This is a genomic window from Rhizobium sp. 01N424 (assembly GCF_056399485.1).
Window position 1 is genome coordinate 102,079 of sequence record NZ_JBFTRK010000012.1, and the last position, 20,977, is coordinate 123,055.

The window sequence follows — 20,977 nt, forward strand, 5'->3', positions numbered from 1 at the left end:
AGAGGAACCAATGCTCAAAGTGACCGGTGAACATTCCGAGACTGTCAGCGACGTCGTCTCCCGGCAAATTCGTCAGGATATCATCTCCGGGACATTGGCGCCGGGTGCGAAGATCAAGCTGGAGCAGGCAAAGGAGCACTATTCCATCAGTGTGTCGTCGCTGCGCGAGATCCTGAGCCGCCTGACCACCGAAAACCTGGTGCTCGCCGAAGGCCAGCGCGGCTTCGAAGTCAGCCCCGCTTCGCTCAAGGAGTTGGAGGAACTCGCCGATCTTCGCACTGTGCTGGAGACCCATGCCATCGGCCTGTCATTTGCCGCAGGGAATCTCGAATGGGAGGGGCGTATCGTCGCCGCCCATCACAAGCTAGCAGCCGCCGAAAAAAGGCTGCTTGCCGGCGACGCCTCACGCACGATCGACTGGGTCCGCTACGATTGGCAGTTTCATCAGGCGATCGTCTCCGCCTGCAATTCGGCGACACTGATGGAAACGCTGTCTTCCGTCTTCGACCGTTTCCTGCGCTATCATATGCTGGCGCGGAGTTTTCGCGGCAAGGCGGTTGTCGACGATCACAGGCTCCTCTTCGAACTCGCGCTGAAGCGGGACCTCGAGGGCGCCCGCGCCGTCATCCGCCGCCACATATCGAGCGGCGTTGAACATGTGGTGAAAAGCTGCCGCATCGCCTAGCGATGGCAGTCAGAAGGCGTCCTTCGGAATGCCGTCCGGCCGCATCTGCTTCTTCAGCGCCGCAATCCGGAAGATCGCATTCGGCGCGCCGTAGCCGCGATAGCCACGGCGCTCGACGATCTCGAAGAAGAACCCCTCCCCGTAGGTCCCGCTGTAGAGCTGGAAATACTCACCCTCGTCGTCGCGGTCATAGAGGATGTTTTCTGCCTTCAACCGTTCGCTGAGATCGGGATCGAGCCCGAAGCGGGCCTCGACGTCGTCGTAATAGTTGGGCGAGATGTGTAACGCCTTGAAACCCTTTTCGCGCAGCGCTTTGGCGGTGGCGAAGATATCGGCTGTCGAGAAGGCCAGATGCTGGATGCCCGAGCCGAATTTCTCCGCGATGAAGTGACCGGCAAGCGTTCTGCGATTTTCAGCGCCGTTCATGGTGATGCGAAGCGATCCGCTGGCATTTTCGATGACCTGGCTTCGCACCACGCCGCCGGGATCGATGATATCAACCATCGGCGTTTTCCGGGTCTCGAAGATCGAGGTGTAGAACAGCATCCAGGTCAGCATCTCATCGTAGGAAACGGTCTGTGCAATGTGATCGACGTCGAGAAGCCCTGCATCCGCATTGCCATCGCCTTCCACCGGTTCGAAGTCGATTTCCGAAAAATGGCCGAGCGGACTCTTGCCGTCGATCAGATAGATCAGCCCCCCACCGACACCGCGAATGGCTGGGATTTCCAGCTCGCCTTCGGCAACGGTCTGGCGGAAAGGCTCGGCATCCAGCGCCAGCGCCCGCCTGTAGGCCGCGTCAGCATCATCGACAACCAGTGCCATCGCGTATGCAAAAGTGCCATGCACAGCGTAGGCCGCGTTGGCAAAGCCGGCCGGATCGACATTCACGAGAATGCGGATCGTGCCCTGCTGGTAAAGGCTGACCCTCTTGGAGCGATGCACGCCCGCCTTGCGGAACCCAAGCGCCTTAAGGAGGTCTTCAAGTTCGCCCGCCTCGTCCTCGTCGGTCGCGAACTCGATGAAACCGATCCCCTCGGCAGGGGCACGCGGCGGCATGGCTGCCCCGATTGCTGTCTTGGTGCTCCGGCTGACCTGATCGCCGAGATAGATCAGCGAGCGGTGGCCATCGGCCGCGATTTCGCGCGTCGAACCGCCACGGAACTGGTCGTTGAAGATCTCCAGCGAAAAATAGCCATCATAGCCGGTTGCGGCGACCGCCTCGGCAAAGGCCGAGACCGGCAGATCGCCCTCTCCCGGCATGTTGCGGAAATGACGGCTCCAATAGAGCAGATCCATGTCGATCAGCGGTGCATCGGCGAGCTGGACGATGAATATCTTTTCCGGCGGGATGGAACGGATCGAATTGACATCGATCTTGCGCGACAGCGAGTGGAAGCTGTCCAGGATCAACCCGATATTGGGATGATTGGCGCGGCGCACGATTTCCCAGGCGTCGCGATGGTCGTTGATGAAGCGGCCCCAGGCAAGTGCTTCGTAGCCGACCTTCAGCCCTCTTCGCGCCGCGCGCTCTCCGAGCTCATGGAAATCGGCGGCGGCACGGTCGATGCCGCCAAGGGCTACGGACGACACATTGGAGCAGACGAGTACGAGGTCGGTTCCGAGTTCCTGCATCACATCGAACTTGCGCTCGGCACGATCGAATGTCCGGCCGCGCAGTGGCTCCGGCATGCCCTCGAAGTCGCGGAAAGGCTGAAACAGCGTGATCTCCAGACCGAGGTCTCGCGCCATGCAGCCGACCTCGGCAGGGCTGCTGTCATAGGCCAGAAAATCGTTCTCAAAAATCTCCACGCCGTCGAAACCGGCCTTGGCGATGGCCTCGAGCTTTTCGGGCAACTCGCCGCTGATGCTCACCGTGGCAATCGAGGTCTTCATATCTGGAATCCTTTCATGCTGTGCCGCCGGATGGGCGGCTACGCAGATCTCCGCGGAAATCGGCTATGGGCATTATGCAGAATGTCGTGAGGATTTCAATTCAGTTGGTGAATTATGAATCATCATAGGTTTCTTGAAAAATAGGTTGATTTGAAATCGTACCTCTGGCAATTATGGCGGCATACGGTCGGGGAGAGGATGACTGCTGCAGTCGGACGGCCGGCAAACGGAGGAGGAAACACATGTTCAAATCGATGCTGACACGCCGTAATGCGATGCTGGGAGCCGCGGCTCTCGTGACCGCGATTGGGCTTGCAAGCCCGGCAGCCGCCATCACACCGGACGAAATCAAGGCGCGCGGAAAGCTGATCGTCGGCATTCAGGGCGACAATCCGCCCTGGGGCTTCGTTACGAGCGCCGGCAAGCAGGATGGTCTCGACGCCGACATCGCCACGCTCTATGCCAAGGAACTGGGCGTCGAGGTCGAATTCGTGCCGCTCGAGGTCAATAACCGCATTCCTGCCCTGACGACCGGCCGCGTGGACGTGCTGTTCGCCACCATGGCAATGCTGCCGGACCGCGCCAAGGCCGTCCAGTTCTCCAAGCCCTATGTCGCCAATGCCATCGTGCTGATCGCGCCGAAAACGATGTCGATCAAAACCAACGACGACATGGCGAACCTGACGATCGGCGTAGCCAAAGGCGCTGCACAGGACACGCAGGTGACCAAGAACGCCCCGACGACGGCAACCATCCGCCGCTTCGACGGCGATGCGCCGAGCGTACAGGCGCTGGTCTCCGGCCAGGTACAGGCCCTCGGCGGCAACATTTTCTACATGGATCGCGTCGAGAAGGCCCGCCCGGGCGAATTCGAGAACAAGCTTGAATTCCAGAAGCTCTACAACGGCGCCTGCACCCGCCTTGGCGAGAAGGAAATCAACGCCTCGATCAACGCCTTCGTCGACAAGATCAAGGCCAATGGCGAGCTGAAGAAAATCTACGACAAGTGGATGAAGGTGCCGGTACCGGAATTCCCGGAGAAGCTCGAAGGCATTCCGTTCGCCGTCAACTGAGCCAAAAGCTCGCAACTATCCAAACCCAAGGCGGGCATCGCGATGCCCGCCAATCCGGCCCTGCGCCCGAAATCTATCCCGTTTGAGATGCGCGACATGACCAAGACCATCTTCGTCCTCAACGGACCGAACCTGAACCTGCTCGGTGAACGCGAGCCCAGCATCTACGGCTCAACAACGCTCGCCGATATCCGGCAGATGTGCCTCTCCAAGGCAACGAGCCTGGGTTTCGAGGTCGATTTCCGCCAGACCAATTTCGAAGGTGAGCTGGTGGAAAGCATCCACCAGGCCCGCAAGGAAGCCTGCGGCATCATCATCAATCCGGCCGCCTATACATTCACCTCGATCGCACTTCTCGACGCCTTGAAAACCTTTGATCCGCCGAAGATCGAGTTGCATATTTCCAATGTCCATGCCCGGGAAGAGATCTACCATAAGTCCCTCGTGTCGCGCATCGCCACCGCCATCATGATCGGCTTCGGCGCCCGCGGCTACGAACTCGCCATCGAGGCTATGGCAGGCATGGTGGGAGCGGCGAAAACATGAACTACCAGCTTGATTTTACGCCTGTCATCGATGGGCTCCCGAGCCTACTGCTTGGCTGCCTCGGCACGTTTCTCCTGGCGATCTGCGGCATGCTGCTCGCAATCGTCATCGGCATTGGCGGCGTGGCGCTGAGGGATTCTCCGCTGAAGCCGGTCCGCTGGCTGATCATTGGCTTTGTCGAGCTGATCCGCAACACACCGTTTCTGGTGCAGATCTTCTTCCTTTATTTCGCCCTGCCGCTTGCCGGCATCCGGCTCGATCCGACGCCGACGGCGATCATTGCGCTCGGCATCAATGGCGGCGCCTACGCGATCGAGATCATCAGGGGCGGCGTGCAATCGGTGCCCAAGGGCCAGATGGAGGCCGGGCTGGCGCTTGGCCTGCATAAGGCACAGGTCTTCCGTCTTATCATCCTGAAGCCGGCATTGCGGGCGATTTTCCCGTCGCTGACCAGCCAGTTCGTGCTGCTGACGCTTTCGACCAGCATCGTTTCGGCGATCTCGGCCTATGAACTGACATCGGTTGCCCAGCGCATCGAGTCGGACAGTTTCCGAAGCTTCGAGGTCTATTTCACGGTAACGCTTTTCTACCTCGTCATCTCCTGGCTGATGATGCGCCTCTTCGCACTGTTTTCGGCCCGATATTTCACCTATCCGGTCAAGTAGGAGGCAGCCATGGGCAGAGAAGAATTCATCTTCCTCCTGATCGGTCTGAAATGGACCGTTCTTCTTTCGGCCATCGGCTTTGTCTGCGGCGGCATCGCCGGGCTCGGCGTGGCGCTGGCGCGCACGTCGCAGATCCCGCTGCTGGAGCGGGCGACGGCCGGTTACATCGCGGTTTTCCAGGGCACCCCCCTGCTGATGCAGCTTTTCGTCGTCTATTACGGCCTCGCCCTGATCGGGCTGAAGCTCGACGCTTGGCTGGCGGTCGCCATCGGCCTGACGCTCCATGCCAGTGCCTATCTCGGCGAAATCTGGCGAGGCTCCATCGATGCCGTACCGCGCGGCCAGACCGAGGCGGCAAAGGCCCTCAGCCTCAAATATATGTCGCGGATGAAGGACGTGATCCTGCCGCAGGCGATCCGTATCTCGCTCCCCGCCACCGTCGGCTTCCTCGTACAGCTGATCAAGGGAACGTCGCTCGCCTCGATCGTCGGTTTCACCGAGCTCACCCGCGCCGGCAACATGATCTCCAACCAGATCTTTGAGCCGCTGACCGTCTTCGGCATCGTCGGCGCGCTGTATTTCCTGATGTGCTGCCCGCTGACGATCCTTGGTGCGCGGCTTGAAAGGCGCTTCGCCGCCTCTGCCGCCCGCTGACCGCCGCGATGGGAACCAGACCATGACCAGCCTTTCCACATCATCGACCGAAACCATGATCACCATGAGCCACGTGGAGAAATGGTACGGCGCATTTCAGGCGCTTCACGACATCAACATGTCGGTACGCACCGGCGAGCGGATCGTGCTCTGCGGCCCCTCGGGTAGCGGCAAATCGACCCTTATCCGCTGCATCAACCATCTGGAGAGCTACGAAAAAGGCGAGATCCGCGTTGGCGGCATCCTGCTTGGCAACCAGGCCAAGGCGATCGATGCGATCCGCCGCGAAGTCGGCATGGTTTTCCAGCAGTTCAATCTCTTCCCGCATCTGACGGTGCTCGAAAACTGCATGCTGGCACCGATGCGGGCGCTTGGCGCAGGAAAGGCCGAAGCCGAGGAACGCGCCCGCTCGCTGCTCGCCAGAGTGAAGATCCTCGAGCAGGCCAACAAATATCCGGTCCAGCTTTCCGGCGGCCAGCAGCAACGCGTGGCGATCGCCAGGGCGCTGTGCATGCGCCCGAAGGTGATGCTGTTCGACGAGCCAACCTCGGCGCTTGACCCGGAAATGGTCAAGGAAGTGCTCGATACGATGATCAGTCTCGCCGAGGAGGGCATGACGATGATCTGCGTGACCCATGAAATGGGCTTCGCGCGGCAGGTCGCCGACCGGGTCATCTTCATGGCCAGCGGCGCGATCGTCGAGGAGGCGCACCCGGCCGAGTTCTTCACCAATCCGCGCCACGAGCGCACCCGCCAGTTTCTTGGCGAAATCCTGCGTAACTAGGTTCGAGTGCAATGGCGACCCACCAGCAGACGGCATCCCTGAAAATCGCGGTCATGGGCGCGGGCCTGATCGGCAAGCGCCATATCGAGGCGATCGGCGCCGGACGGCGCACGGCACTTGCCGCGATCATCGATCCGACGGATGCAGCCCGCGAATATGCGGCAGGGAAGAAAGCGCCATGGTTCCCCTCGCTTGCCGCAGCGCTCGCAGGCGGCACGCTCGACGGCGTCGTCATCGCGACACCGAACCAGTTGCATGTCGAAAATACCATTGAAGCGGTTCAAGCAGGGCTGCCGGCTCTCATCGAAAAGCCTATCGCCGACGATGCCGCTGGCGCCGAAATCATCGTCACCTCGGCGGAGGCCGCAGGTGTGCCGATCCTCGTCGGTCATCACCGCCGCCATAACCCCATGGCTCAAGCCGTCAAAGCCGCTCTGGAGACGGGACGGCTCGGCAAGGTGCTGACGGCGCAGGGCACCTTTTGGGTTGCCAAGCCTGAGGATTACTTCACCGCTCAGTGGCGGCGCGAAGAAGGCGGCGGCCCGATCCTCATCAACATGATCCATGACGTCGATCTCTTCCGGTACTTCTTCGGGAATGTCGACAGCGTGCACGCCATGCAGTCAAGTTCGGCACGCGGATATCCGGTCGAAGACACCGCTGTCGTGGTCATGCGCTTTGAAAGCGGTGTCCTCGCCACGTTCAACGCGTCGGACGCCGCAGCATCGCCCTGGAGTTGGGAAATGACGGCGGGTGAGAACCCGTCTTACCCCCGGCAGGATCAGATATGCTACCAGATCGGCGGCACCGCCGGCTCGCTCTCCATTCCGCAAATGACGCTCTGGACAAACGCCGGAGCCCCGAACTGGCTGGAACGCCTCGTCAAGGAGCGCCTGCCCTTCGATGCCGTCGAGCCGCTTGCCGCTCAGCTCAATCACTTCTGCGACGTCATCTGTGGCAACGCCAATCCACTCGTCAGCGGACGGGAAGGTCTGGAGACACTGCGCGTCATCGAAGCGATCAAGGCATCGGCGCGTTCAGGGATGACCGTTCACCTCAAGGCCGATGCACGGCGCGAGAAGGAACGGTTGTCATGATCAGCGGCACGACCCGATTGATTGCCCATCTCGGCTACCCCACGGAAACCTTCAAGGCGCCGCTGATCTACAATCCCTATTTCGACAAGCACGGCATCGATGCCGTCGTCGTGCCGATGGGATGCAAGGCGCAAGACTATCCCGATTTTCTGAAGCTGGTCTTCCGTCTGTCCAATATCCATGGCGCCCTCGTCACCATGCCGCACAAGACCACGACGATGGGCCTGCTCGACGAGATCTCGACAAATGCGAAGGTGGCAGGATCCTGCAATGCGGTAAAGCTCGGCGCTGACGGGCAGCTGATCGGCGACATGTTCGATGGCGAAGGTTTCGTCCGCGGGTTGGTCCGCAAGGGCCAGCGGGTCGAGGGCACCAAGGTTCTTATCGTCGGCACCGGCGGCGTCGGATCGGCGATCGCCGCGTCCCTTGCCGCCGCGGGTGTGAAGCACATTGCGCTTCACGACGCCAGCGAGACAGCGTTGAATGGATTGAAGGCCCGGTTGAACGCACACTATCCGCAAACGGCGGTAACGTCAGGATCGAATGATCCCGATGGTTTCGACATCGTCGTCAACGCGACGCCGCTTGGCATGCGCAAGGGCGATCCGCTGCCCGTCGATGTCTCGCGTCTATCGCCGGAAACCTTCGTCGGCGAAGTCGTGATGAAAGCCGAGATCACGCCGTTCCTTGACGCCGCGCGCGACAGAGGCTGCAAATTCCAGGTCGGCACCGACATGCTCTTCGAGCAGATTCCGGCCTATCTCGAATTCTTCGGCTTTCCCGTCACGACCGCCGAAGAGCTGCGTGCCGTCGCGCGGATTTGACCATGAGATCGAGAACGGGGCGAGCTGCCCTCAGTCGCTGAAAACGTCGTTGAATTCGGAATGGCCGCGATTGCCCTGATCGGGAGAGCGCCAGCCCAGCCGATGGGAGATATCGGTTGCGACTTGGAAAGCTCCGGTCCCAGAAACGCGATGCGCTCGGGCGTCATCCGCAGTTCCACCGCCGAGGCGGAAATCGCGCCGACGACATCGCCTGACCGGCCGCGAATGGGAGCCGCAACACAGCAGACGCCGTTCTCTACTCCTGCAGATCTGTTGCATAGCCGCGCTTTCGCACGGTCTCGGCTGCAGGAGCCGTTCCGAAGCCGTACCAGATCAGTGGCATCTCTGCTGCGTGGCGGCTGCCCTGATGTGGAAGAACGCCCCTTTTGACCGGAAACCGTATCCCGAACGCCGGAGGACGCCGACAATGTGCAGTTTAATGCACCAATTGTGTGAAGGCCGAACTCCGACCAGGCGTCGCAATGCCGATCAATGTTAGAAAGCTAACGCCTTGAAATATTTGCCCGCATCCCGATTTCTCGGGATAGCAAAACGATTCCGCAGATGAGATTAAAGGACCGTAAAATGTTTCAGTTTGGGGCGGCGGCCGGATGAACGACTATATGACCGAAGACACTGCAGCGCGGTCCGCCGATGCCGGGATATTCATGTGGCAGCTGAGCGACGACACTGTCTATGCCGATGCCGCGTTGGCCGATCTCTTTGGGCTGGATTCGCGCGAAGCCGAGCGTGGTCTGCCGATCGTCCGGTTTCTCGACCGCATCCGTGAGGACGACAGACCAGATGTTGCCAAGGCCATTCACGAAGCGATCGTCACGGGCGAAGCTTACCAGCGCGACTACCGGATCGTGCGGCCGGATGCCACGGAGGTCGGCGTCTCGGCATTCGGGCGATGCTTTCGAGACGCGAACGGCACGCCCTCGCACTATGCGGGCATTGTCTACCCGTCAATCGGCCAGCCGATGCCATCGGAGAGGCTCTTCTGGCATTGCCTGCAGGCGCATGATCTGGCGCGGCGATGCGGCGAAATGGAAATGGTGGAGCTTTTAGGCCAAGCTCTGCGCCGTTACGGCCGGCGTTCCGAGCACGATACGTCCATTCACTGAGAACGGGCGCCGCGTTTCCCGCACGGCATCCGAAGCGATCGCCGTAGCGCGCGCGCCCTCACATCACTCGGCCGCCACCTTCGGAAGTGCGCCCTGCTGCAAGCCTGGCCGGGAAAGACCGAGATGATCCCTCAACGTATGCCCCTGATATTCCTGCCTGAAGAGGCCGCGGCGGCGCAGTTCCGGGACGACGAGCTCCACGAAGTCCGACAGGCCCCAGGGCAGCGCCGGTGACATGATATTGAAACCGTCGGCCCCATGGTTGACGAAACGCTCCTCCAATTCGTCGGCGATTTCCTCGGCGGAACCGACAATCTGCCAGTGGCCGCGGGCGCCCGCCACGCGCTCGTAAAGCTGACGAAGCGTCAGGTTCTCGCGAGCCGCAAGCTCGAGGAAAAGCGCCCTCCGGCTCTTCCCGCCCTCGGTCTCCGGCAGATCCGATATCAACAGATCGACCGGCATCGTCCTTATGTCCTCCACGCCCGCAAGATCGGCGAGCATGTCCAGCCCGACAGACGGCTCAAGAAGGCTTTGCAACTGCTCGAACTTGTCGCTCGCTTCCTGCCTGGTCTTTCCGACGACGAGGAAAACTCCGGGCAGAATCTTGAGGTCATCCGCGGAGCGCCCGTATTTCGAGAGACGCCCCTTCAGATCGCTATAGAAGGCAACCGAGCCCGCCAATGTCTGCTGTGCCGTGAAAACCGCTTCTGCCGTTCGTGCCGCAAGCTCTTTGCCCGGCTCGGAGGAGCCCGCCTGGATGACGACAGGCCGTCCCTGAGGAGGTCGGGGAATATTCAGCGGTCCGCGCACCTGGAAGAAGGTGCCGCGGTGGTCAAGCGCGCGGACTTTCTCGGGATCGAAATAGATCCCGTTCTCCCGGTCGCGGCTGAAGGCGTCATCATCGGTACTATCCCACAGGCCGGTCACGACATCGACGAACTCTTCAGCTCGCCGATAACGATCGGCATGTGCAATGATGGCGTCGCGGCTGAAGTTGAAGGCGGCGCCCTGATCCGCAGAGGTAACGAGGTTCCACCCTGCCCGGCCATCCGAAAGATGATCGAGCGACGCAAACTGCCGCGCAAGGTTGTAGGGATCGGAGAAAGAGGTGGATGCCGTCGCCACCAAGCCGATCCGGCTCGTGACCGCCGACAAGGCCGATAGCAACGTGACGGGTTCGAAGGGATAGAACCCGGAATGAGCCTTGCGGCTCGCGGCCGCCGCATCGTTGATACGGGCGCTGACGCCATCTGCAAGGAAGACAGCATCGAACTTGGCATCTTCGGCGATGCGTGCGAATTGCGCAAAGTCCCGGAAGCGGGTGCTGTCGGATGCGCCTGGATGGCGCCATGCGGCAACATGATGTCCCGTATAGAGCAGGAAAGCACCGAGGCTCATTTGGCGGTCACGTCTAGGCATAAAAGTCTCCCTTCAAACGCGCTTGCGGCGCGCCATCAATGCAGGCCAAATTCATTCAGCAATTGTTCGCGCAGCCGCACGAAGCGCGGCTCGCTGCGGTTTCGCGGCCTTGGAAGATCGACCTCGATCTCGCGCGTCCGCCCGCCTTTGTCCTTGGGCAGGATCAGCACCCTGTCGGCCAGATAGACGGCTTCCTCGAGATCATGCGTAACGAGGATCATCGTCACCCGCTCTTCGCGCCAGATGCGCGCCAGCTCCTCCTGCATGGTGATTTTCGTCATCGCATCGAGCGCTCCGAACGGCTCGTCCAGCAGCAGGATCTCGGGCTTGACGGCAAGCGCCCGCGCGATGCCGACGCGTTGCGCCATGCCGCCCGAAAGCTGCGATGGCAGGGCATCGGCAAAGTCGCTGAGGCCGACAAGCTTGATGTAATGCCTGGCGCTTGCAAGGGCTTCCGACTTGCCTAGCCCACGATTTTCCAGCGAAAAGGCGACATTGTCGAGCACGCTCAGCCAAGGCAGCAGCCGCGGTTCCTGAAAAATAACCGCCCGGTCGCGGCCAACACCGCGAACCGGCTGCCTGTCTATCAGAACCTCGCCGCGATCGGCATCCTCAAGCCCCGCAAGCACCCGAAGCAGCGTTGTCTTGCCCGACCCTGATGCACCGACGATCGCAAGACTTTCCCCAGCGCGAATGTGATTGCTGACGCCCTGAAGCACGTCGAGACGACGGCCCTTGATCGAATAGGATTTCGAGAGGTTTCGGATCGTGACTTCGCCACGGACTGCCGGTTCGGCGATGCTCATCGCTGATCTCCTCAGTTCGCGACTGCGAAGTTGGCAGGATTGTAGAGAATATCCTCGGCCTTGAGCTGGCCCGGCTGAAGAACGCCGCCGCGTGCCAGGATGTCGATCCAGAACTGCAGATCGCGGGTCACCGCCTTGCCACCTTCGCGCACACCGTAGCCGGTGAAATACTGGGCGATATCGGCATTCTCACCGCGCGAAGCGAGCACCTTTGCGATGACGGCTTTCGTCTCTTCGGGATGCAGGCGCGCATATTCGAGGGCCGCTTCGGATTTTTCGACGAAGACCTTGGCAGCCTGCGGATGCTCCTTGATCCAATCGCGGCGCAGAACGACGAAGCCGCCGGCGATTTCGCCGAGAACGTCGGTATCCCCGAAGACCTTCTGCAGCGGGCCATTTTTCAGGGCAGCGCCTTCGAAGGTCTTCTGCCAATAGCCGAACGCGGAGATATCAACCTGCTTCGAGCGAAGGACCTGCTCGAGCTGCGGGCCCGGCACGACGACGAGCTTTGCGGCATTCTCGGGAAGGCCGACCGAATGAAGCGCCTCACGGACCGTGTAGTCCAGATGCGCACCAAGCGTGTTGACGGCGATCGTCTTGCCGGCCAGATCCTTGATCGAATGGATCGGACTTCCGTCAAGCGTGTAGAAAATGCTTTCCGTCGTCTTGTTGATGCCGTTCGAAGCATAGGCCGCGATGAAATCATTGCCGCTGGCGACCGAGTTCAAAACGGCTGCGGTCGCAGCGCTGCCGAGCTCGACATCGCCGGAGGCGAGTGCAAAGAGCGATGCCGGACCGCCCTGCGCGTAACCGACATTCTTGAGCGTAATGCCGGTGCCGTTGAAGTAGCCCAGCGCATCCGCCAGTTCGTGGGCAGCAAGGCCACCCTGGCTGGCGAGGAACCGGATCGTCACCTGCTCCGGTTCGGCAGCGGCGGCGAAACTGGTGGAAGCGGCTAGAAACAGGCCGGCGGTGAGCGCGAGGGCGTGACCGCCGGAACGGCGCAGAATGTGCATTTCAATCTCCTGAGTTTTGGTGGATCAGCCCTTTGTCGGGCTGAGAAGCATGCGTTTCAGTTCTTGACCCTGGTCCAACGGCAAAGCCGGGCCTGCAGGCGTTCGAGGACGAAGTTCGCGGATAGCCCGAGCAGCGCCAGAAGCAGGATCGCGGCAAACATCATCGGGATCTGGAAGTTGTATTGCGCATTCATGACCTGGAAACCGACGCCGGAATTCGCGCCGATCATCTCCGCAGCAATCAAGAGCAGGAGGGCTGTCGTGGCGGAAAGGCGCAACCCGACGAAAATCTGGGGCAATGCCGCCGGCAGCACGACACGGCGGAAGATGGTCAAGCGGCCGGCGCCATAGACGCGTGCCATTTCGAGAAGCTTGGGATCGACCTGCTTCACCCCGCCGATCGTCGACAGGAGGATCGGAAACAGCGTCGCCCAGAAAATGACGAAGATCTTCGACGCTTCGCCAAGCCCGAGCAGCAGAATGAAGACGGGATAGAGCGCAAGCGCAGAGGTCTGGCGGAAAAGCTGGAGGATCGGGTCGAGGGCGCGCTCGATGACGCGGATCTGCCCCATGAACAGCCCGAGCGGGATACCGACGGCAGCCGCCGCTCCGAAGGCGATACCGGCCCGTTGCAGGCTGATCAGGATATCATTCGAGAAGGTACCAGCGGCAATTCCGTTCCAGAGCGCCTGGACAATGATGCTGAGCGGCGGCAGGACGGCCTTGTTGGTCCAGCCCATTGACGGTGCGATCTGCCAGAAGACGGCGAATGCGATGAGAAGCCCCCAGCGGGAGAAGATGTTTCCGGTGAAAGAAAGAAACTCTCTGCCTGCCCCTTCCCGCCAGAAAGCTCCGGCCTGAAAGCCCTGCAATACGGCTGGCTGGTCATCATTGATTGCCATCTGCATGTCTCCTTGTTGGCTTTTTGCTATTCCGCGGCTTCAGACGCTGCGCTTGCCCAGCGGGTATGCGGGAAAGGAAGGCCGAGATTGCCGCGGAGCGTGTTCTCCTCGTAGGCGGTGCGGAACAGCCCTCTGCGCTGCAGCTCCGGGATCACCAGATCGACAAAGTCCGTGAGGCCGGTGGGCAGCCACGGCGGCAGGATGTTGAAGCCGTCCGCCCCCTCATTTTCGAACCATTCCTGAAGCGTGTCGGCAATCTGCACGGCCGAGCCGACGATCGTGTAGTGTCCCCTTGCGGAGGCGATCCACTGGTAAAGCTGCCGGATCGAGAAATTGTTTTCGTCGGCGATGCGGCGGATCAAGTCCTGGCGGCTTTTCATCCCTTCCGTCGGCGGCGCTGCCGGGAGCGGGCCATCGAGATCGGCGCCGGCAAGATCAAGCTCGCCGCCGCTTAATGCGTTGATGAGAGCGAGACCGTCTTCCTCGATGATCAAGCTCGTCAGACGTTCGTATTTTTCGCGCGCTTCGGCTTCCGTCCGGCCGACAAATGGCGAGACGCCCGGCATGACCAGAACATGAGCTGGATTGCGTCCATGCGTCCGGGCACGGGCCTTGATGTCGCGATAGAACTCTTGCGCGGTATCGAGCTTCTGGTGGGCGGTGAAAATCACCTCGGCGGTAGCCGCGGCAAGGTCGCGGCCGTCGTCGGACTGGCCCGCCTGAACGATGACCGGGTGACCCTGCGGGGAGCGGCTGACATTCAGCGGTCCCTCGACCTTGAAATGCTCGCCGCGGTGATCCGTACGGTGGACCTTGTTCACGTCGAAATAAACACCGCTTTCGCGATCACGGATGAAGGCATCGTCCTCGAAGCTTTCCCAGAGCTTCTTGACGACACTCACATGCTCGGCTGCGCGGCGGTATCGTGCGGCATGGGGAAGCTGCTGGTCCCGGTTGAAATTCCGGGCTGCTGCTTCCGTCGCTGTCGTGACGACGTTCCATCCCGCTCGCCCGCCGGAAATCAGATCAAGCGAGGCGAACTTGCGGGCCACCGAATATGGCTCTTCATAGGTCGTCGATGCTGTGGCGATGAAGCCCAGATGCTTTGTAAACGGCGCAAGAGCGGAGAAAAGTGTCACGGGTTCAAATCCGACGACCCTTGCGTTTCCGCCTTCGATGCCGCCGCCAAAGGCAACCGCGAGCCCGTCAGCCAGGAAATAGGCATCGAACAGGCCGCGTTCGGCTTCCTGCGCGAGCTTGATGTGGAACTGGAGGTTGGTTGCGCCATCGACCGGCTGGTCCGGGTGGCGCCACGAAGCAATATGCTGGCCACCGCCAGGTAGAAACGCGCCCAATCTGATCTGTCGTGCCACCGAATTCCTCCTCGGTTCCATTTGCGATGGCGAAGGGATCGGCCACCGGAAGCATCGGAACGCGACATAAAATTCGATGAAATCTAGAAATTTGATAGGCTATTAATTCCTTCGCTTTACGACCCGCTAAATTATTTTTCTAATTTGCCGGACATATCGGTAAAGGCGGCGAGCCGAATAGCTTCGGCGGAAGGCGCAGTTATCCCGAAGCTATCTCTATCGGGTGCTGCCTCGGACGATCAGTTCAGGCTCCAAGGTGACGTCCGATACGTTCGGCGAACCGTCGTTGACGGCAAGAAGCACGCGTGATGTTTGCCTGGCGTGGCTCAATGTCTTGGGCGGTGCCGCATCACGACAGCCCGGCTAATTGGCAATCATGTCGGCGGCCTTCTCGGCAATCATAATGACAGGTGAATTGGTATTGCCCGACACAATCGTCGGCATGACAGACGCATCGACGACCCTCAGCCCCACAATCCCTCTGACACGCAATTCCTGATCAACGACTGCATGTTCATCGCTTCCCATCCGGCATGTTCCAACCGGATGAAAAATCGTCGTCGCTATATCGCCCGCTCTCTGGATCAGGTCTTCGTCACTCTGAAACTCTGCGCCCGGCAGCATCTCCTTGGGCGCGAAGCGCGACACTGCCTTGGCCTGCATCAGACTGCGGGCATGACGGATCGATCTCGCCGCCACGATACGGTCGCCGGCGGTCGAGAGATAGTTTGGCCTTATATCCGCAGCTACCGACGTGTCTGGCCCTGAGATATGGACCGTGCCGCGGCTTTCGGGGCGGAGGTTACACACAGAGACCGTGACGGCAGGGAAGCGATGCAGCGGCTCGCCGAGCCTGTCGGTGCTGAGCGGCTGAACGTGATACTCAAGATCCGCGGTTGCCAGCGACGGATCGCTTTTTGCGAAGATGCCCAGCTGGCTCGGGGCCTTGGAAAGAGGGCCGGAGCGGCGCAGTGCATATTCCAACCCCATTCCCGCGCGGGAAAGAAGGTTGTGATAGAGCTGGTTCAGCGTTCTTGCGCCTTCGATACGGAAGACCGTGCGGATTTGCAGGTGGTCCTGCAGGTTTTCGCCGACGCCATCAAGCGGGTGAACCACATCGATTCCGGCCGATTGAAGAACATCGGGTCTGCCGATCCCGGAGAGCTCCAATATCTTCGGCGAGTTGATCGCGCCGGCGGAAAGGATGACCTCGCGGCAAGCTTGCGCATGATGCATTTTGCCGTTCGACCGGAAGCGGACGCCGGTGACCCGCCGGCCGTCGAACTGGAGTTTTTCCGTTTCCGCCGCGGTCAGGACGCGGAGATTGGGGCATCTCATGGCGGGCCGGAGGAAGGCCTTTGTGGTGTTCCAGCGCATCCCACCCCGCTGGTTGACCTCGAAATAACCGGAGCCCTCGTTGTCGCCCCCATTGAAATCATCCGTCTTTGGAATGCCGAGTTCCTCGGCCGCATCCCGAAAGGCATCGAGAACGGGCCATGAGAGGCGCTGACGCTCCACGCGCCATTCACCGCCCGCGCCGTGGATTTCGGAACTTCCCCGGTAGTTGTCTTCCGACTTGCGGAAATATGGAAGGACGTCGTCCCAGCCCCAACCGGCATTGCCCGCCTGACGCCACCCATCATAGTCGGCGGCCTGGCCGCGCATGTAGATCATTCCGTTGATCGAGGAGCAGCCGCCGAGAAGCTTGCCGCGCGGATAGGGAAGCGAACGCCCGTTGAGGCCAGCCTCCGGCATCGTCGTCATCATCCAATCCGTCCGCGGATTACCCATGCAGAAGAGGTATCCGATCGGAATATGGACCCAGTGGTAACGGTCACTTCCGCCAGCTTCCAGAAGCAGAACGCGATTGTTTGGATTGGCCGACAGCCGGTTTGCCAAGACACACCCTGCCGATCCAGCGCCAACAATTATGAAGTCATAGGTTCCTGCATCAACCGGCGTCTCATCTCTGTGCATGGTCAAGCCGCGGCCTCCGCCGAAGCAGGAGGGACTGCCGTCAGCCGCCGCCAAAGGGGCGCCATCGCCTCGGCGATGTCGGTGTAGAGCGCGTAGCGTCGTGCATAATGCGCTTCCAGCGTGGTGTCCGGCCGGTAGTGCCGCTCAACGCGGACCATTACTTCGGCACCTGCTTCAAAGTCTGCGAAAAGACCGACGCCGGTGCCGGCCGCGATCGCAGCGCCAAGTGCGCCGGTCTCACGCGAGCGGGCAACGGTGACGGGAACGCCAAGCACATCGGCGAAGATCTGTGGCCAGATGAGGCTTCGCGATCCACCCCCTGACAGCACCGCTTCGTTGAAGACTGCGCCTGCCTTCCGGATCGTCTCGATATGCTGACGGTGACCGAACGCGACACCTTCGAGCACCGCGCGCACCAGATGGCCTTTGCTATGCCAACCCGCAATGCCGTAGAAGCCGGCGCGCGCATGGCCGTCCTGCTGAGCACCATAGAGATAGGGGTGGTAGAGCGGATCGTCTGCGGCCGGATCGATCGCCCCAGCTAGCGCGCAGCATGCGTCAAATGGCGAACTGGCCGCTGAGTGATCGCCCTCGAAGAACTCCTTGACCAGCCATTCGAGATTGGCAGCCGAGGTGGCGCTGTTCTCCATCGCCATGTAGCGGGTGCGATCGAAGGTCGATGACATGAAGACCGGCCCGTCGAGGTCGGGGCCATCGATGATAACCTGATTGATGCTCCACGTACCTGCGATGATCGACGCACTGCCGGTGCGCGATACGCCAGAGCCGAGGGCCGACGCGACCACATCGAACAGCCCGCCGACCACAGGCGTGCCCGTGGCAAGTCCCGTTTGCCGGGAGACTTCTTCAGTCACCGTACCGGCGATATCCGCACTTTCGATCAGCGGCGGCAGGAGATCCATTTGGTCACCAAGACCGTAGGCCTCCATCAGTGCGGCGTCATAGCGACGCTCGGCAAGATTGAGCAGGCCAGCTCCGGACATATCGGACACATCGCTGACACGGCGGCCGGTCAGCCGGTTGACGACGAAATCCTTGGAGAGGAACACCGTGCCGATACGATTGAACAGGTCCGGCCGGTGACGCTTCAGCCAGGCCAGCAAGGTTGGCGTCTGCGATGGCCAGGGACGCTGCCGGGCGATCGGATGTGTCCGATCGCCGACGCCTTGCGACTGCCATTCCTCCACCAGCGCAGCGGCTCGCGTATCGAGCGATTGGATGCCGAGCAGCGGCTCTCCGCCCCGATCCAGTGCATAGAGGCCGTTTCCATGACCGGCACAGCCGACGCCGGCAATATCCCCGGGTTCGATGGCGGCCTGCTCAATGCAGCGGCGAATGACCTTGCGGGCATTCGACCAGAGTTCGTCGAGCCCACGCTCTACGTGGCCGGGATGCGGCATCCGGCTGTGTCCCTCCGCGGATGCGGCGGCAATTTCATTGCCCTCCGCGTCGAAAATCACGGCCTTGATGACCGTGTTGCCGGCGTCCAGCCCCAGTAGATAACGTGCCATGCGGAACCCCTCCCAAGGTTTTTATTGAGTCTTAGCCGCGCTGATAAAGCTCGAAGGCATCGTCGCCGCCAGCATCGTCATGCACGATCGCCATCAATCCTCGAACAACCGCACTGGGGTTGGCGTGCTGATAGATGTTGCGCCCATAGACCATGCCGACCGCGCCCTGCCGCATCAAGGCCGCCGATTTGCCAAAGACGGCACGAAGGTCTTCCTTGCCGCCGCCACGCACCAGCACCGGGCACCGCGCCGCCTCGACAACCCGGTGAAAATCCTCGGCATTGGTCGTCGGGTCTGCCTTGACGATATCGGCTCCCATCTCACGGGCAAGGCGGGTCAGGGTGACGATCTTGTCGGCGTCACCGTCCACCATATAGCCGCCGGCCTTGTCGACCGGCTGCATCACCAGCGGTTCGATCATCAGCGGCATGCCGTATTTGTCGCAATCCGCACGGATGCGGGCGATGTTCTGGACACATTGGCGGAACAGGTCCGGCTCATCCGGCAGCATGAACAGATTGACGACGACACAGGCCGCGTCCATCTCGATGGCGCCGATCAGAGGTTCCGCCTCGTTCTGCAGCACGGCCCACATGTGGCGGTGGCGCGTGCTGTTGTACGGATTGCCCATATCGACGCGCATGACCAGCGCCGGCTTGTCTTTGCCCGCAACATCCTGCAGCAGGTCGGCCTGGCCGTAATTCATCTGGATTGCATCGGGCGCCGCATCGACCAGGGCCCGGACGACCGTTTGCATGTCTTCCAGGCCGCTCAGAAACGACGGCTCGTTGCACACTCCATGATCGATTGCCACGTCCAGGCAACGGCCACCACCGAACAGCCTGTTCATCCGGACTTTGCTGTTGTTTCGCATTCCATGCTCCTTTGTTCATTCCGTTCGAAAAGTGTGCTTTCGGCAACGCCGTGACGTTCGCGCAAGAGGGTGAGAAAGCGGGCGCGTTCGGCCTCGCGCTGCGCCGGCGTCCAGGATCTCTCGGTTGCAATAAGATCGAGCACGGCATCCACCATCTGCAGGGACAGATCACCGCTTATGGCAAGGGTGGTTCGCCTGAGAAGCACATCGTCCAGCCGTTCGACCGCTTCGTTGCGGATAAGAAAAAGCAGTTCGCGCGCCGAGTAGTCCGCATGCGGCATGCTTGCATCGGGTGCGGCTGCGATGAAGCTCGCGATCGCCTCCGCTTCTGTGCCGTAGCGAGAGAAAAGCGCTGCCATGCGCGCCGCGGGGAGCCCTTTTCCCGCCGCGGCTTCAGCGATCCAGGCTGCACGATCGAGTGGAAATCTCCGCCCGCCGCCGATTGCCCGGTCAGCGGTCGAGATCTGCCGCTGCCTGCCCAGCCGTTCCAGCGCGATGTCTGCTGCCAATTCGCCGAAGGACCGGAACGTCGTCCATTTGCCGCCGATCATGCACACCACCGCCGCACCGCCGTCATCGGCGTCGATGACCGTGCAGAAATGATCGCGTGGGATGCGGCCGGTGAAACTGTCCGTGCTCGCCGGCAGCGGCCGCACGCCGGAGAACTGAAAGCTGATCTCTTCCGGCCGGATCTCGATCCCCGGCAGGACGAAGGCAAGCGACTGGAGGATATAGTCGCGCTCGTCGGCCTCGCAGCGCACCGTTTCCGGGTCTTCGACGCGAATATCGGTGGAGCCGACCAGCACCTTGCCCAGATAGGGAAACAGGATGCAGATCCGGCCATCCTCGTTTTCGTAATAGATCATGTGGCCGCCAAGCGCATCGTGGAGAGCCGTATTGTCGATGATGAGATGCGAGCCCTTGGTTCCTCCCATCAGAGGTGCCGGGCGGGCATCCGGCATAAGGAGCGTGTTGTTGGTAATGTCGATCCATCCGCCCGTTGCGTTGATGATGAGTGCCGGCTCGATCGCCACCAACGCGCCGCCGATACTGTCGCGGAGGGCATAGCCGCCGGCTTTCCCGGTGATCTCCGCGTAGTTCAATGCACGCGCCTGTGGTTGCGCCGACAGTCCGTCGTCCAGCAGTTCGATGCCAAGCCGCTCCGGGTGGCTCACCCAGGCGTCGTAGTAGGTGGCGGAGCTCCGGATATCAGGATTGAGCGCCGGCCACTTGGCGAGAGTGGCCCGCCGGCTGCGAAACTGGTGCAACGGCATCATGGCCCGCTTGCGGATCAGGAAGTCATAGATGCAGAGCCCCGCCTTGATCGCAACGGCGCCGCGTCGGCTTGGCCGGCGGGTCAAGCCCAGGAAGCGGACGATGCCGTTGCCGAGCCCCGAGAAGATATCGAAAACCGGCACTGTCGTCGGCAGAGGGGCAACATAGTGCGGGGCGTTGCGCAGCAGCCGGTCACGCTCCATCAGCGATTCCTGCACCAGCTTGAATTCGCCATTCTCCAGGTAGCGAAGGCCGCCATGCACCATGCGTGACAACGCCGCGCTCGCACCAGAGCAATAATCGTGCTTCTCGACGAGAAGCACATTGACCCCCTGTAGCGCCAACTCCCGGAAGACGCTGATGCCGTTGATACCGCCGCCAATGACACACACGTCCACTTTCGGGCTTTGGCGAAGCCCGTCCAACGTCTCTTCACGATTCATGATGGCGAT

20 protein-coding genes are annotated in these 20,977 nt (G+C 61.2%); 9 read left to right on the plus strand and 11 right to left on the minus strand.

The features are described 5' to 3' along the window. Window positions 1–10: 10 nt before the first annotated feature. Window positions 11–685 (plus strand): GntR family transcriptional regulator, encoded by a 675-nt coding sequence (locus tag AC1DNK_RS24905; protein ID WP_477943826.1) that lies wholly within the window; start codon window positions 11–13, stop codon window positions 683–685. 9 nt (window positions 686–694) lie between these two features. Here the strand turns inward: AC1DNK_RS24905 and AC1DNK_RS24910 are convergent, their stop codons facing one another. After that, on the minus strand, window positions 695–2,581 hold the full coding sequence (locus AC1DNK_RS24910) for a bifunctional sugar phosphate isomerase/epimerase/4-hydroxyphenylpyruvate dioxygenase family protein (protein WP_477943827.1): 1,887 nt from the start codon (window positions 2,579–2,581) through the stop codon (window positions 695–697). Between the two features lie 242 nt (window positions 2,582–2,823). Between AC1DNK_RS24910 and AC1DNK_RS24915 the strand changes: the two genes are divergently transcribed. The 7 genes from AC1DNK_RS24915 to AC1DNK_RS24945 all read left to right on the plus strand — a co-directional run bounded on the left by AC1DNK_RS24915 (window position 2,824) and on the right by AC1DNK_RS24945 (window position 8,224). Further along, the gene (locus AC1DNK_RS24915; RefSeq protein ID WP_112599020.1) at window positions 2,824–3,654 is read left to right on the plus strand and encodes a transporter substrate-binding domain-containing protein; all 831 of its coding nucleotides are present in this window, start codon (window positions 2,824–2,826) and stop codon (window positions 3,652–3,654) included. Window positions 3,655–3,750: 96 nt separating this feature from the next. Then, the gene (gene aroQ / locus AC1DNK_RS24920) at window positions 3,751–4,200 is read left to right on the plus strand and encodes a type II 3-dehydroquinate dehydratase (RefSeq protein WP_112599079.1); all 450 of its coding nucleotides are present in this window, start codon (window positions 3,751–3,753) and stop codon (window positions 4,198–4,200) included. Next, a complete protein-coding gene (locus AC1DNK_RS24925) occupies window positions 4,197–4,865 on the plus strand; it encodes an amino acid ABC transporter permease (RefSeq protein ID WP_112390032.1) in 669 nt (222 codons plus the stop codon). Before aroQ ends, AC1DNK_RS24925 begins: the two co-directional genes overlap by 4 nt. A 9-nt stretch (window positions 4,866–4,874) precedes the next feature. Beyond that, window positions 4,875–5,519, plus strand: a complete 645-nt coding sequence (locus AC1DNK_RS24930) for an amino acid ABC transporter permease (RefSeq protein ID WP_477943828.1) — start codon at window positions 4,875–4,877, stop codon at window positions 5,517–5,519. Between the two features lie 55 nt (window positions 5,520–5,574). Further along, complete coding sequence (locus AC1DNK_RS24935) at window positions 5,575–6,303, plus strand: amino acid ABC transporter ATP-binding protein (RefSeq protein WP_112390091.1); 729 nt, start codon at window positions 5,575–5,577, stop codon at window positions 6,301–6,303. Between the two features lie 11 nt (window positions 6,304–6,314). Beyond that, complete coding sequence (locus AC1DNK_RS24940) at window positions 6,315–7,400, plus strand: Gfo/Idh/MocA family protein (protein WP_477943829.1); 1,086 nt, start codon at window positions 6,315–6,317, stop codon at window positions 7,398–7,400. After that, entirely contained in the window at window positions 7,397–8,224 is an 828-nt protein-coding gene (locus tag AC1DNK_RS24945; RefSeq protein ID WP_477943830.1) for a shikimate dehydrogenase family protein, read from the plus strand. Before AC1DNK_RS24940 ends, AC1DNK_RS24945 begins: the two co-directional genes overlap by 4 nt. On the opposite strand, the gene AC1DNK_RS24950 is transcribed toward AC1DNK_RS24945, so the two are convergent. After that, window positions 8,158–8,652, minus strand: a complete 495-nt coding sequence (locus tag AC1DNK_RS24950; RefSeq protein WP_477943831.1) for an IclR family transcriptional regulator domain-containing protein — start codon at window positions 8,650–8,652, stop codon at window positions 8,158–8,160. The genes AC1DNK_RS24945 and AC1DNK_RS24950 overlap by 67 nt on opposite strands. 183 nt (window positions 8,653–8,835) lie before the next feature. Between AC1DNK_RS24950 and AC1DNK_RS24955 the strand changes: the two genes are divergently transcribed. Beyond that, on the plus strand, window positions 8,836–9,351 hold the full coding sequence (locus tag AC1DNK_RS24955; protein WP_477943832.1) for a PAS domain-containing protein: 516 nt from the start codon (window positions 8,836–8,838) through the stop codon (window positions 9,349–9,351). Window positions 9,352–9,414: 63 nt separating this feature from the next. Here AC1DNK_RS24955 and AC1DNK_RS24960 read toward each other — a convergent pair whose 3' ends face one another. The 9 genes from AC1DNK_RS24960 to AC1DNK_RS25000 form a co-directional block, all read right to left on the minus strand. After that, window positions 9,415–10,770, minus strand: a complete 1,356-nt coding sequence (locus tag AC1DNK_RS24960) for an LLM class flavin-dependent oxidoreductase (protein ID WP_477943833.1) — start codon at window positions 10,768–10,770, stop codon at window positions 9,415–9,417. Between the two features lie 35 nt (window positions 10,771–10,805). Continuing rightward, the gene (locus AC1DNK_RS24965) at window positions 10,806–11,576 is read right to left on the minus strand and encodes an ABC transporter ATP-binding protein (RefSeq protein WP_477943834.1); all 771 of its coding nucleotides are present in this window, start codon (window positions 11,574–11,576) and stop codon (window positions 10,806–10,808) included. 11 nt (window positions 11,577–11,587) lie between these two features. Then, window positions 11,588–12,592 (minus strand): ABC transporter substrate-binding protein, encoded by a 1,005-nt coding sequence (locus tag AC1DNK_RS24970; protein ID WP_477943835.1) that lies wholly within the window; start codon window positions 12,590–12,592, stop codon window positions 11,588–11,590. 56 nt (window positions 12,593–12,648) lie between these two features. Further along, the gene (locus AC1DNK_RS24975; RefSeq protein WP_112390040.1) at window positions 12,649–13,494 is read right to left on the minus strand and encodes an ABC transporter permease; all 846 of its coding nucleotides are present in this window, start codon (window positions 13,492–13,494) and stop codon (window positions 12,649–12,651) included. 26 nt (window positions 13,495–13,520) lie between these two features. Continuing rightward, complete coding sequence (locus AC1DNK_RS24980; RefSeq protein WP_477943836.1) at window positions 13,521–14,867, minus strand: LLM class flavin-dependent oxidoreductase; 1,347 nt, start codon at window positions 14,865–14,867, stop codon at window positions 13,521–13,523. Window positions 14,868–15,230: 363 nt separating this feature from the next. Then, entirely contained in the window at window positions 15,231–16,844 is a 1,614-nt protein-coding gene (locus AC1DNK_RS24985; RefSeq protein WP_477943854.1) for a GMC family oxidoreductase, read from the minus strand. A gap of 2 nt (window positions 16,845–16,846) precedes the next feature. Then, window positions 16,847–18,376, minus strand: a complete 1,530-nt coding sequence (locus AC1DNK_RS24990; protein ID WP_477943837.1) for an FGGY-family carbohydrate kinase — start codon at window positions 18,374–18,376, stop codon at window positions 16,847–16,849. Window positions 18,377–18,407: 31 nt separating this feature from the next. Further along, window positions 18,408–19,250: a class I fructose-bisphosphate aldolase gene (locus AC1DNK_RS24995; RefSeq protein WP_442209603.1), complete on the minus strand. Its 843-nt coding sequence runs from the start codon at window positions 19,248–19,250 to the stop codon at window positions 18,408–18,410. Then, window positions 19,223–20,968: a glycerol-3-phosphate dehydrogenase/oxidase gene (locus AC1DNK_RS25000; RefSeq protein ID WP_477943838.1), complete on the minus strand. Its 1,746-nt coding sequence runs from the start codon at window positions 20,966–20,968 to the stop codon at window positions 19,223–19,225. Before AC1DNK_RS25000 ends, AC1DNK_RS24995 begins: the two co-directional genes overlap by 28 nt. Between the last annotated feature and the right edge of the window lie 9 nt (window positions 20,969–20,977).

What these genes read in the sequence shown, in the direction of transcription:
- AC1DNK_RS24905 (WP_477943826.1), top strand. Translation starts at nt 11, where the DNA reads ATGCTCAAAGTGACCGGTGAACATTCCGAGACTGTCAGCGACGTCGTC.
- AC1DNK_RS24910 (WP_477943827.1), bottom strand. Translation starts at nt 2,581, where the DNA reads ATGAAGACCTCGATTGCCACGGTGAGCATCAGCGGCGAGTTGCCCGAA.
- AC1DNK_RS24915 (WP_112599020.1), top strand. Translation starts at nt 2,824, where the DNA reads ATGTTCAAATCGATGCTGACACGCCGTAATGCGATGCTGGGAGCCGCG.
- aroQ (WP_112599079.1), top strand. Translation starts at nt 3,751, where the DNA reads ATGACCAAGACCATCTTCGTCCTCAACGGACCGAACCTGAACCTGCTC.
- AC1DNK_RS24925 (WP_112390032.1), top strand. Translation starts at nt 4,197, where the DNA reads ATGAACTACCAGCTTGATTTTACGCCTGTCATCGATGGGCTCCCGAGC.
- AC1DNK_RS24930 (WP_477943828.1), top strand. Translation starts at nt 4,875, where the DNA reads ATGGGCAGAGAAGAATTCATCTTCCTCCTGATCGGTCTGAAATGGACC.
- AC1DNK_RS24935 (WP_112390091.1), top strand. Translation starts at nt 5,575, where the DNA reads ATGATCACCATGAGCCACGTGGAGAAATGGTACGGCGCATTTCAGGCG.
- AC1DNK_RS24940 (WP_477943829.1), top strand. Translation starts at nt 6,315, where the DNA reads ATGGCGACCCACCAGCAGACGGCATCCCTGAAAATCGCGGTCATGGGC.
- AC1DNK_RS24945 (WP_477943830.1), top strand. Translation starts at nt 7,397, where the DNA reads ATGATCAGCGGCACGACCCGATTGATTGCCCATCTCGGCTACCCCACG.
- AC1DNK_RS24955 (WP_477943832.1), top strand. Translation starts at nt 8,836, where the DNA reads ATGAACGACTATATGACCGAAGACACTGCAGCGCGGTCCGCCGATGCC.
- AC1DNK_RS24960 (WP_477943833.1), bottom strand. Translation starts at nt 10,770, where the DNA reads ATGCCTAGACGTGACCGCCAAATGAGCCTCGGTGCTTTCCTGCTCTAT.
- AC1DNK_RS24965 (WP_477943834.1), bottom strand. Translation starts at nt 11,576, where the DNA reads ATGAGCATCGCCGAACCGGCAGTCCGTGGCGAAGTCACGATCCGAAAC.
- AC1DNK_RS24970 (WP_477943835.1), bottom strand. Translation starts at nt 12,592, where the DNA reads ATGCACATTCTGCGCCGTTCCGGCGGTCACGCCCTCGCGCTCACCGCC.
- AC1DNK_RS24975 (WP_112390040.1), bottom strand. Translation starts at nt 13,494, where the DNA reads ATGGCAATCAATGATGACCAGCCAGCCGTATTGCAGGGCTTTCAGGCC.
- AC1DNK_RS24985 (WP_477943854.1), bottom strand. Translation starts at nt 16,844, where the DNA reads ATGCACAGAGATGAGACGCCGGTTGATGCAGGAACCTATGACTTCATA.
- AC1DNK_RS24990 (WP_477943837.1), bottom strand. Translation starts at nt 18,376, where the DNA reads ATGGCACGTTATCTACTGGGGCTGGACGCCGGCAACACGGTCATCAAG.
- AC1DNK_RS24995 (WP_442209603.1), bottom strand. Translation starts at nt 19,250, where the DNA reads ATGCGAAACAACAGCAAAGTCCGGATGAACAGGCTGTTCGGTGGTGGC.
- AC1DNK_RS25000 (WP_477943838.1), bottom strand. Translation starts at nt 20,968, where the DNA reads ATGAATCGTGAAGAGACGTTGGACGGGCTTCGCCAAAGCCCGAAAGTG.